The following is an 11451-nucleotide window of genomic DNA, read 5'->3' on the forward strand; positions in this document are numbered from 1 at the left end:
TACTCGCCCGGAAGCCGCTCTGGCAAGTTATCCCGCCATTTTTAGGACTCGTACGCGGTAAACGCCATCTTCGTCCTGTTTCGCGCCGTGAATATCCGTTTCAAAGCCGGGGTAGCGCTGGCCCACTGAACAGAGCATCAGCAGAAAATCGAGTACCGTGCGGCTCTTCTCGGTCAGCATTTCTCCTGGCATCAGTAGCGGTACGCCAGGCGGATAAGGCAGGATCATATTTGCCGATACTCTACCGACCAGTTGTTCCAGCGCAATGGTTTCTACTTCACCTTTAATCTGTCGTTGCCAGGCCTGATGTGGCGTCATGATCATCTCCGGCAAAGTATCAAATGCCCGCAACATCAAACCGGGAAGATCGTGTTTACGAATCAGCTTATGGATCCCTTGCGCCAGATCCTGAATACGCATATTGCGATAAAAATCGGGATCTTCTGCATAGAGATCGGGCAACATATTTTTGATCCGCAGGTTGAGATCGTAAGAGCGCTTAAATTCCGTCAACCCACGCAATAATCCCATTGCTTTGGTTTTATCGATGCCAATACTAAAGAGAAACAGCAGGTTATAAGGGCCGGTTTTCTCTACTACGATCCCACGTTCGTCGAGGAATTTTGCCACCAGCGCCGCCGGGATCCCCTCATCGCTCATATTGCCCTGCTCGTCCATCCCCGGTGTCAAAATAGTGACTTTAACCGGATCGAGAAACATATGATCGGCATCCGCATCGTTAAAGCCGTGCCACTGTTCGCCAGGCGCAACGGGCCAGCATTCGGCTTCATCCACCTGCGGCGGTTGCCAGATATCGAAAAACCAGCCGTCAGACTCTTCCCGCAGCCGCTGGACCTCTTTGCGAAAATGCAGCGCTCGTTCTACTGAACGGTTAATCAGCCGTTTGCCCGGATTACCACGCAGCATCGCCGCCGCTGTCTCAACCGAAGCAACAATGGGATAACTGGGCGAGGTGGTGGTATGCATCATAAAGGCTTCATTAAACGCCTCTTCGTCGTACTCACCTTTAATGTGGATCAGTGATGCCTGCGACAACGCCGCCAGCATTTTGTGGGTCGATTGCGTTTCGAAGAAAACTTTTCCTGCCACCCGATCGCCACTCATACCACTTTTGCCCTGATAGATCGGATGAAAATGAGTATACGGGACCCAGGCGGAATCGAAGTGGATCGAGGGGACATCCAGCGTCTGTTTGATCCAGTCGGTGTCGTAGAGCAAGCCATCATAGGTTGAGTTGGTGATCACCGCATGAACCGGCCATTGTGCCTGCGTGGTGGCAGCGACTTTCTCTTCGATACTGTCGCGGGTAAATTCTCGTCGCGGGATCCCGCCCAAAATCCCCAACGCATTACGTGTTGGTTTTAGCCAGACCGGTACTACATCGTTCATCATCAACAGATGCGCCAGCGATTTATGACAATTGCGGTCAATTAACAGCGTACTGCCGGATGGCGCGGCGTACATACCCACAATTTTGTTCGACGTCGATGTTCCGTTGGTAACGATATAACTCTGTTCCGCGCCAAAAGTCCGCGCGATGTACTCTTCCGCTTCCAGGTGTGGCCCGGTGTGGTCGAGCAACGAACCAAGCTCGGTAACCGAAATAGAGACATCAGCCTTAAGAGTATTCCCGCCGAAAAAATCATAAAACAGACAGCCAACCGGGCTTTTTTGATATGCGGTGCCGCCCATATGACCCGGCGTACAAAAGGTGTACTTCCGCTCTTTGACGTAGGTAAACAAGGCTTTCGTGAACGGCGGGGTAATGTTATCGAGATATTCGTTGGTGTACTGACGAATACGAATGGCGATATCTTCTGCCTGCCCCAGCGCATATTCAAAGAACCAGAGCGCCATCCGCATATCCTGCACGCTGACATCCATCGTCGAGTGAGTATTGATGAAGGCATAAAGCGGGAGATATTCATTAAGTTGATTGATATCGCTACATAAATCGAGACTGTATTCATCCCAGTCAAAAATCACGCCGCATATTCGTGGGTTGTGTTCGATAAATTTCAGCAAATCAACGCTGTTTTGTGGCCAGATAATCTGAAAACCTTGCGCCACCAGCGCCGACTCCAGTTCTTTGATGGGCTCATCTTTATAAAAGACGCCATGCGGTCCCATAATGGCAATGATATTCATGTGTTCCTCCTGGAAAATCCTTCCTTAATCATAGCCTGCTCAAACCGTGGCGATAAAAAAGGGCCACCGAAGTGACCCTTTTCAGAACATTTGCGAATTACGCGTAACCGTAGCTCATCAGGCGCTGATAACGACGATTTTTTAAATCTTCAGTGCTTAACACGTCGAGATCGGCCAGATCCGCCAGCAGCTGCGCTTTCAGAGACGCCGCCATCGCTTCCGGGTTACGGTGAGCACCGCCCAGCGGTTCCGGGATGATGGAATCGATCAGTTTCAGTTCTTTCAGACGCGGAGCGATGATCCCCATCGCTTCAGCCGCCAGCGGTGCTTTGTCGGCGCTCTTCCACAGAATGGACGCACAACCTTCCGGCGAGATAACGGAATAGGTGCTGTATTGCAACATATTCACTTTATCGCCCACGCCAATCGCCAGTGCGCCGCCAGAACCACCTTCACCGATAACGGTGCAGATAGTCGGTACGCTAAGGCGAGACATTTCACGCAGGTTGCGTGCAATGGCTTCAGACTGACCGCGTTCTTCTGCGCCCACGCCCGGATAAGCCCCCGGGGTGTCGATAAAGGTGATGATTGGCATCTTAAAGCGTTCAGCCATTTGCATCAGACGCAGTGCTTTGCGGTAACCTTCTGGCGCTGGCATACCAAAGTTACGGCGAATTTTTTCTTTGGTTTCACGACCTTTTTGATGACCAATGATCATCACCGGACGACCATCGAGACGGGCGATACCCCCGACGATAGCTTTATCGTCTGCATACGCGCGGTCGCCAGCCAGTTCGTCAAATTCATCAAAGGCCAGGCGAACGTAATCCAGGGTATAAGGACGCTGTGGATGGCGTGCCAGTTGCGCAATCTGCCATGCACCGAGATCGGCGAAGATTTTACGCGTCAGTTCTACGCTTTTTTCACGCAGACGATGCACTTCTTCATCGATGTTAATATCCAGTTTCTCATCCTGGCGGCTAACCGCAGTCAGAGAATCGATTTTCGCTTCCAGCTCTGCAATCGGCTGTTCAAAATCAAGGAAATTCAGACTCATAGTATTCCTGTATTAGTCAAACTCCAGTTCCACCTGCTCCGAACCAATGAGGCCACGGAGATCGTTTAATAAACGATCGCTCGGAGAGACACGCCACGTCGCGCCAAAACGCAACCGCGCGCGTGCATCCGCCCTCTGATAGTAGAGATGTACTGGAATTGTCCCAGAGCGGTGGGGTTCCAGAGACTGACGGAGTCGGTTTAAAAGCTGGTCATCAATTTGCCTGTCCGTCAGCGAGATAGCAAGCCCGCGAGCATATTTTTCCCGGGCTTCGTCAATATCCATCACTTCGCGAGCGGTCATTTTAAGCCCTCCGCTGAAGTCATCAAAGCTGACCTGTCCGCTGACGATAAGTATGCGGTCTTTTTCCAGCAATTGCTGGTATTTATCCAGGGCGTCAGTAAACAACATCACTTCCAGCCGCCCGGAACGGTCATCCAGCGTGCAGATACCGATACGATTGCCGCGCTTGGTGACCATAACCCGCGCAGCAACAACGAGCCCCGCAGCCGTGGTGACTTTACCACGTTCTGTCGGGTGCATGTCTTTCAGCCTTACGCCTCCGACATAACGCTCAATCTCTTTTAAATACTGGTTGATAGGGTGTCCCGTCAGGTACAGACCTAACGTTTCACGTTCCCCATCTAACACCACCTGCTCCGGCCACGGTTGGCAACTGGCGTAGGATTGTTCAATTTGTTCCGGCTCTTCTGCCAGCACGCCGAACATATCAGCCTGACCGATGGCTTCTGCTTTCGCGTGTTGATCAGCCGCCTTTAACGCATCGCCCAGCGAGTTCATCAGCGCCGCGCGGTGTGGCCCAAGACGGTCAAACGCCCCGGACATGATCAGTTTTTCCAGCACTCGCCGGTTTAACTTTTTGGTGTCTGTACGGGCGCAGAGATCAAACAGTTCACGGAAATAGCCGCCTTTATTACGGGCTTCGATGATCGCCTCAATCGGACCTTCACCTACCCCTTTGATCGCGCCAATACCATACACGATTTCGCCGTCGTCGTTGACGTGGAAATGGTAAAGACCGGAGTTTATATCTGGTGGCAGGATTTTCAGCCCCATCCGCCAGCACTCATCCACCAGGCCCACCACCTTCTCGGTGTTGTCCATATCGGCGGTCATTACTGCCGCCATAAACTCCGCTGGATAGTGCGCTTTCAGCCATAACGTTTGATATGAAACCAAAGCATAGGCCGCAGAGTGCGATTTGTTAAATCCGTAACCGGCGAATTTCTCCACCAGGTCGAAGATTTTCATCGCCAGTTCGGCGTTGATCCCGTTCTTTTCTGCGCCTTCAGCAAATACAGAACGCTGCTTGGCCATCTCTTCCGGCTTTTTCTTACCCATCGCACGACGCAGCATATCCGCGCCACCGAGGGTATAACCAGAAAGCACCTGGGCAATCTGCATGACCTGTTCCTGATACAGGATGATGCCGTAGGTTGGCTCCAGTACCGGTTTCAGGCTTTCATGCTGCCACTGCACATCCGGATAGGAGATCTCTTCGCGACCATGTTTACGGTCGATAAAGTTATCCACCATCCCTGATTGCAACGGGCCGGGGCGGAACAGTGCCACCAGTGCGATCATATCTTCGAAGCAGTCAGGTTGCAGACGCTTGATCAGGTCCTTCATGCCGCGCGATTCAAGCTGGAATACCGCCGTGGTTTCCGAGCGTTGCAGCATGTCGAAACTTTTCTTGTCATCCAGCGGGATCGCGGCGATATCCAGCGGCGGCTCGCCATTCTTCGCCCGCCGCTTGTTGATCATCTCCAGCGCCCAGTTGATGATGGTGAGCGTACGCAAACCAAGGAAGTCGAACTTCACCAGCCCGGCGTATTCAACGTCGCTTTTATCAAACTGGGTAACCGGATGTTTGCCCTCTTCATCGCAATAAAGCGGCGCAAAATCGGTAATTTTGGTCGGCGCGATAACCACCCCACCGGCGTGCTTACCAGCGTTACGGGTGACCCCTTCCAGTTTGCGCGCCATGTCGATCAGCGCCTTAACTTCTTCGTCCGCTTCGTAGATTTCCGGCAGTTGCGGCTCGGCTTCAAACGCTTTCGCCAGCGTCATCCCCGGATCGGGCGGGATCAGTTTCGAGATACGATCGACAAAGCCGTATGGATGCCCCAGCACGCGGCCTACGTCGCGGATCACCGCTTTTGCCGCCATTGTACCGAAGGTGATGATCTGCGATACCGCATCACGACCGTACATGTCTGCCACGTGTTCGATAACCTGATCGCGTTTCTCCATACAGAAGTCAACGTCAAAGTCAGGCATGGAGACACGTTCCGGGTTAAGGAAACGTTCGAACAGCAGGTCAAATTCCAGCGGATCGAGGTCGGTAATTTTCAGCGCGTAGGCCACCAGTGACCCTGCACCGGAACCACGGCCAGGCCCTACCGGTACGCCGTTATCCTTCGACCACTGGATAAATTCCATAACGATGAGGAAGTAACCCGGGAAGCCCATCTGGTTGATAACCTGAAGTTCAGTATCCAGACGCTCGTCATACTCCGGGCGACGCTTAAGACGTTCTTCCTCGTCAGGGAATAAAAACGCCAGACGCTCTTCCAGGCCTTCTTTTGCACGCTTGACCAGATAATCTTCGGTGCTCATGTCCCCGGTTGGGAACTGCGGCAGGAAGTATTCACCCAGACGCACAGTCACGTTACAGCGTTTGGCGATCTCAACAGTGTTGGCAAGGGCTTCGGGGATGTCGGCAAACAGCTCGCACATCTCCTCTTCGCTGCGCATATATTGCTGCGGCGAATAATTACGCGGGCGTTTGGGATCGTCGAGAGTAAAGCCGTCATGGATCGCGACGCGGATTTCGTGCGCGTCAAAGTCGCTGCTGTCGATAAAGCGCACGTCATTGGTCGCCACGACGGGCAAACCGCGCGCTTCCGCCAGCTCCACTGCCGCGTGCAGATAACTTTCTTCGTCCGGCCTGCCGGTGCGGATCAGCTCGAGAAAATAGCGATCCGGGAAGTGCTCTTCATAAAACGCAACGCACTCATCTACCAGCGCGCTGTTACCACGCAAAAGGCTGCGCCCGACGTCGCCCATGCGCCCGCCGGAAAGGAGGATCAGCCCTTCGTTTAATTCGATAAGCCAGTCGCGATCGATGATAGGCCCAGCGGCACCGTACCCGCGCTGATACGCTTTTGAGATCAGCAACGTCAGATTCTGATAGCCGGTATTGTTCGCCGCCAGCACCGTCAGGTGGGTTAACTCATCACCCAGCAGGTCGCACTGGACATTAAAATCTGCCCCGACGATGGGCTTAATCCCTGCGCCATGTCCCGCTCCGTAGAACTTCACCAGACCGCAAAGGTTGGTGAAATCGGTGATCGCCAGTGCTGGCATACCTAACGCCGCCGCCTTTTTTACCAGCGGTGCGGTTTTGGCCAGGCCATCGATCATCGAGTAGTCGCTGTGCACCCGCAGGTGTACGAAACGTGGTTCAGACATCTTCAGATTCCGGTTTACTTAATCTCGACACAAGAATCAGGACGCAAGTCCCAGTGCGCGTTTGACAGGCCCAAAGCTGCGACGATGATGTTCAGTCGCGCCATATTCAGCCAGTTTTTCCAGATGAAAAGCGGTTGGATACCCTTTGTGCTGGGCAAAACCATATTGCGGGAAAACAATATCCAGCGCCGCCATTTCAGCGTCGCGCGTCACTTTCGCCAGGATAGACGCAGCACTGATTTCCGGTACGCGGCTATCGCCTTTCACCACTGCCATCGAAGGCATCGGTAATTTTGGGCAGCGGTTACCATCAATCAACACATATTCCGGCGCAATATGCAGCCCCGCGACGGCGCGCTGCATCGCCAGCATGGTCGCATGAAGAATGTTCAGTTCGTCGATTTCGTGGGGTTCCGCGCGGCCCAGACTCCAGCTCAACGCTTTCTCTTTGATCTCTTCACAGAGCGCCAGACGGCGTTTTTCGCTCAGCTTTTTGGAATCATTCAGCCCGGCAATCGGGCGCGTCGGGTCAAGGATTACAGCAGCGGTAACCACCGCGCCAACCAACGGCCCGCGTCCAACTTCATCCACACCCGCAACCAGCTGCGTGTGCGGATAAACAAATTCGATCATTGTGCTAACTCCAGAACGGCTTGTGCCGCCTGCTCATCGGCATTGCAGCGGATCTGCTGATGCAGTTCACGGAAGGTATCGTGCATCGCGTGGCTGGTTTTCCCGTTCGCCAACAGCGGTAACAGCGCCGCAGCCAGTTTTTGCGGCTCACACTCTTCCTGCAATAATTCTTTAACTAACTCTCTGCCCGCCAGCAGGTTTGGCAGCGAGACATAATCGGTTTTCACCAGCCGCTTCGCCAACCAGAAGGTGAAAGGCTTCATGCGATACCCCACCACCATCGGGCATTTTGCCAGCATGCACTCCAGTGCAGCCGTACCCGACGCCAATAGCGCCGCATCGCTGGCGACCATCGCCTCACGGCCCATTCCATCCAGCAGATGAACTGACAGGTCTGGCGCAACTTCAGCTTTGATACGCTCAAACTGCTCGCGGCGTTTGGCATTCACCAGCGGCACCACGATCTCGAGATCGGGATACGTCTGACGCAAAAGCTGGGCCGTTTTCAGGAAATCGGCACTCAGCATCTCCACTTCCGCACCACGACTTCCCGGCAGCAACGCAAGACAGTGAGCATCGTGAGGGATCCCCAGCACATCACGGGCGGCATTTTTATCTGGATCTAACGGCATGGCATCAGCCATGGTGTGACCGATAAAACGGCACGGCACGTTGTATTTGTCATAAAACGCTTTTTCGAAAGGCAGAAATGCGAGCACCAGATCGGTGGCTCTGCCTATTTTGAAAACGCGTTTCTGTCGCCACGCCCAGACGGACGGACTGACGTAATGAATGGTTTTGATACCCTGCTTTTTAAGATTACCTTCGAGGGTAATATTGAAGTCAGGTGCATCAATGCCGACAAAAACATCTGGCTTCAGTTCGCCAAAACGCTTTGTCAGATCGGCACGAATATGCAGTAAGCGACGCAGACGACCGAGCACTTCAACAATGCCCATCACCGCCAACTCTTCCATTTCGTACCAGGCTTCGCAGCCTTCGGCCTGCATTCGTGGCCCGGCAACGCCAACAAAGCGGGCGTTGGGCACTCGTTCTTTCAGAGCACGGATTAAACCGGCCCCCAGGATATCGCCGGAGGTTTCTCCGGCGACCAGGGCAATCGTTAATGGACGCTGTTCAGTCATTAACGAATCAGACCGCGCGTTGAGCGTGCAAAGAAATCGGTAAAGGCTTTTACTTCCGGATATGTTTCCGCCAGTTCGGCAATTTCCGGTTTCACTTCATCGAGCGTTTTACCGCTGCGATAAATCAGCTTATACGCATTGCGGATAGCGGTAATCGCCTCACGGCTGAATCCGCGGCGCTTCAGCCCTTCGATGTTGACACCGAACGGCGTTGCGTGGTTACCCTGCGCAATGACATAAGGAGGGACGTCCTGCGCCACACCGGAACAGCCGCCAACCATCACGTGCGCACCAATGATGCAGAACTGATGGACTGCGGTCATGCCGCCGATGATCGCGAAGTCGTCTACCGATACATGACCCGCCAGCGTTGCGTTGTTGGCGAGGATACAGCGGTTACCTACCGTACAATCGTGCGCAATGTGCGCGTTGATCATCAGTAAGTTGTCGCTGCCCACCTTCGTCAATCCACCGCCCTGGACTGTGCCACGATGAATGGTGACGCTTTCGCGAATGCGGTTACGATCGCCGATTTCCACACGGGTCGGTTCGCCAGCATATTTAAGATCCTGGTTGACTTCGCCGATGGAGGCGAACTGATAAATCTCATTGTCGCGGCCAATTTTAGTATGACCATTCACGACAACGTGAGATTTCAGTACGGTACCCTCACCAATTTCGACATGGGGTCCAACGATACAAAAAGGACCAATGTGAGCGTTGGCGGCAATCGATGCGCCCTCTTCCACAATGGCGGTTGGATGCACAAAGGCGGATTTATCAATCACGTATCAGGCCTCCCGGCTACGAGCACACATCATCGTTGCTTCGCAAACTACTTTACCGTCGACCAGAGCAACCCCTTTAAAACGGGTCAGGCCGCGGCGCGTTTTTTCGAAAGTGACTTCCATGATCATTTGATCGCCTGGCACGACCGGGCGCTTGAAGCGCGCTTCGTCAATACCGGCGAAGTAGTACAGCTCGCCCGGTTCCAGTTTTCCTACGCTCTTAAACGCCAGAATACCTGTTGCCTGTGCCATTGCTTCCAGAATAAGCACACCCGGGAAAATCGGTTTTCCAGGAAAATGGCCCTGGAAGAATGGCTCATTGACAGAGACATTTTTTACTGCGCGCAGAAAACGACCTTCTTCAAAATCCAGCACGCGATCCACCAGTAAGAACGGGAAACGGTGCGGCAGAAGTTCTAAAATCTCTTCAATCTGCAGAGTATGAGTGTTAGTAGTCAAGATACTCTTCCTGTCAAAATATAAGAAACGACAATAATAACACGGCCTGCCGCAATCGTAAGAATGAGACAGGCCGTAAAGTTTGGCGAACAAAAGATGGAACGTTAGTCTTGTTGATTAACCTTGCGCTCAAGCGATTTCAAACGCTTGCTCATGTCATCAATGTTCATCACCAGTGCAGCGGTTTTGCGCCAGACTTTGTTGGGTTGCAGCGGAATGCCTGAGGAATAGACGCCTGGTTCAGTGATGGGACGCATCACCATACCCATGCCCGTAACCGTCACTTTGTCGCATATTTCCATATGCCCGTTGATTACGCTGGCTCCGCCGATCATGCAGTAACGACCAATTTTCAGGCTTCCCGCCATAATGACGCCACCGGCAACCGCCGTATTGTCGCCAATCACGACGTTATGTGCAATCTGGCACTGGTTATCAATGATCACACCATTGCCAATAACAGTGTCATCCAGCGCGCCGCGATCGATGGTAGTACATGCGCCGATCTCCACGCGATCGCCAATAATTACGCGACCAATCTGCGGGATCTTCACCCAGTTACCCCGATCGTTGGCATAACCAAAGCCGTCTGCGCCTACCACTGTTCCGGACTGGATCAGGCAATTCTGACCGATCTGGATCTCATGGTAAATGGTTACGTTCGCCCAGAGACGCGAACCTGCACCTATTTTGCTGTTTTTACCTACGAAGCAACCGGCACCGATAATCACGTTATCGCCCAGTTCAACGCCGGACTCAATCACCGCGTTAGCGCCAATCGATACGTTGTTACCCAGCTTCGCCGTCGCGTCGATCACCGCACTGGGTGCAATGTTCTGCGCGGGCTGCGGCGTGGTATCTAAAATTTGCGCCATGCGCGCGTAAGTCAGGTAGGGGTTCTTCACTACCAGCGCGGCACTTTTCGCGAAAGGAAGATCGTCCTGGGTCATGACAACCGCGGACGCCTGGCACAAGCCTAAATGCTCACGGTATTTTGGGTTAACCATGAACGTGATGTGACCTGTTTGTGCAGATTGCATGGACGCAACGCCGGTGATGACGATATCGCCATCACCGTGTAGTTCTGCATCCAACTGCTGCGCTAAATCAGCCAGTCGAATTGAAGGCATTACTTATTTAACCTGTTTCAGTACGTCAGCAGTGATGTCTTTTACATCGCTGCTGTTGTAAGCAACGGCGTTTGCATCAACAACCAGATCGATATCCTGGCTGTTGGCAACGGATTTCACAGCAGTCTGGATACGAGTAACCAGTTTGCCGCGTTCTTCGTTGGAACGACGAGCGCGATCCTGCTCAAAAGCCTGCGCTTTCTGAGCAAAAGTCTGGCGCTGAGCCATCACGTCTTTTTCCAGTTTGGTACGATCGCTGCCCGCTTTCATGGACTGCAGCTTTTTCATTTTAGCCTGCAGATCGGTTTCCATACGCTGCAGTTCGCTGGCACGGCCTTTGAACTCATTTTCCAGCGTGTTAGAAACACCGGTTTTCTGCGCTACCTGCTGGAACAGGCTGCCCATATTGACGATTGCAATTTTGTCAGCCGCCTGAGCAGAAGTTGCCAGTGCTAAACCGAGACCTGCAGCTAATAACCACTTTTTCACAATAAACTCCTTACCATCCCATTTGCACCGGAGGGTGCAGTTCTTTGCGTGGCCCGGCGATCTTATATTGATCGCCTAAAGTCATC

9 protein-coding genes are annotated in these 11451 nt (G+C 53.0%); all 9 read right to left on the reverse strand.

The window, feature by feature from the left end:
* Nucleotides 1–27 precede the first annotated feature (27 nt).
* The gene (gene ldcC / locus AACU19_RS03690) at nt 28–2169 is read right to left on the reverse strand and encodes a lysine decarboxylase LdcC (RefSeq protein ID WP_105278692.1); all 2142 of its coding nucleotides are present in this window, start codon (nt 2167–2169) and stop codon (nt 28–30) included.
* 97 nt (nt 2170–2266) lie between these two features.
* Nucleotides 2267–3226 carry an acetyl-CoA carboxylase carboxyl transferase subunit alpha gene (accA, locus tag AACU19_RS03695; RefSeq protein WP_000055746.1) on the reverse strand — a complete coding sequence of 320 codons (960 nt, stop codon included), beginning with the start codon at nt 3224–3226 and terminating at the stop codon, nt 2267–2269.
* Nucleotides 3227–3238: 12 nt separating this feature from the next.
* Entirely contained in the window at nt 3239–6721 is a 3483-nt protein-coding gene (gene dnaE / locus AACU19_RS03700; protein ID WP_001294748.1) for a DNA polymerase III subunit alpha, read from the reverse strand.
* A gap of 36 nt (nt 6722–6757) precedes the next feature.
* Nucleotides 6758–7354: a ribonuclease HII gene (rnhB, locus tag AACU19_RS03705; RefSeq protein ID WP_000569442.1), complete on the reverse strand. Its 597-nt coding sequence runs from the start codon at nt 7352–7354 to the stop codon at nt 6758–6760.
* On the reverse strand, nt 7351–8499 hold the full coding sequence (gene lpxB / locus AACU19_RS03710; protein ID WP_000139667.1) for a lipid-A-disaccharide synthase: 1149 nt from the start codon (nt 8497–8499) through the stop codon (nt 7351–7353). Before lpxB ends, rnhB begins: the two co-directional genes overlap by 4 nt.
* Entirely contained in the window at nt 8499–9287 is a 789-nt protein-coding gene (gene lpxA / locus AACU19_RS03715) for an acyl-ACP--UDP-N-acetylglucosamine O-acyltransferase (protein WP_000565958.1), read from the reverse strand. The genes lpxB and lpxA overlap by 1 nt, the downstream gene beginning before the upstream one ends.
* Before the next feature lie 3 nt (nt 9288–9290).
* A complete protein-coding gene (gene fabZ, locus AACU19_RS03720) occupies nt 9291–9746 on the reverse strand; it encodes a 3-hydroxyacyl-ACP dehydratase FabZ (protein ID WP_000210739.1) in 456 nt (151 codons plus the stop codon).
* Between the two features lie 104 nt (nt 9747–9850).
* Entirely contained in the window at nt 9851–10876 is a 1026-nt protein-coding gene (lpxD, locus tag AACU19_RS03725; protein ID WP_001139282.1) for a UDP-3-O-(3-hydroxymyristoyl)glucosamine N-acyltransferase, read from the reverse strand.
* A 3-nt stretch (nt 10877–10879) separates the two neighbouring features.
* The gene (gene skp / locus AACU19_RS03730) at nt 10880–11365 is read right to left on the reverse strand and encodes a molecular chaperone Skp (RefSeq protein ID WP_000758956.1); all 486 of its coding nucleotides are present in this window, start codon (nt 11363–11365) and stop codon (nt 10880–10882) included.
* Nucleotides 11366–11451 lie beyond the last annotated feature (86 nt).

Source organism: Escherichia sp. MOD1-EC4550, from assembly GCF_963876935.1.
GTDB lineage: Bacteria > Pseudomonadota > Gammaproteobacteria > Enterobacterales > Enterobacteriaceae > Escherichia > Escherichia coli_F.

What these genes read in the sequence shown, in the direction of transcription:
- lpxB (WP_000139667.1), bottom strand. Translation starts at nt 8,499, where the DNA reads ATGACTGAACAGCGTCCATTAACGATTGCCCTGGTCGCCGGAGAAACC.
- rnhB (WP_000569442.1), bottom strand. Translation starts at nt 7,354, where the DNA reads ATGATCGAATTTGTTTATCCGCACACGCAGCTGGTTGCGGGTGTGGAT.
- lpxD (WP_001139282.1), bottom strand. Translation starts at nt 10,876, where the DNA reads ATGCCTTCAATTCGACTGGCTGATTTAGCGCAGCAGTTGGATGCAGAA.
- dnaE (WP_001294748.1), bottom strand. Translation starts at nt 6,721, where the DNA reads ATGTCTGAACCACGTTTCGTACACCTGCGGGTGCACAGCGACTACTCG.
- accA (WP_000055746.1), bottom strand. Translation starts at nt 3,226, where the DNA reads ATGAGTCTGAATTTCCTTGATTTTGAACAGCCGATTGCAGAGCTGGAA.
- ldcC (WP_105278692.1), bottom strand. Translation starts at nt 2,169, where the DNA reads ATGAATATCATTGCCATTATGGGACCGCATGGCGTCTTTTATAAAGAT.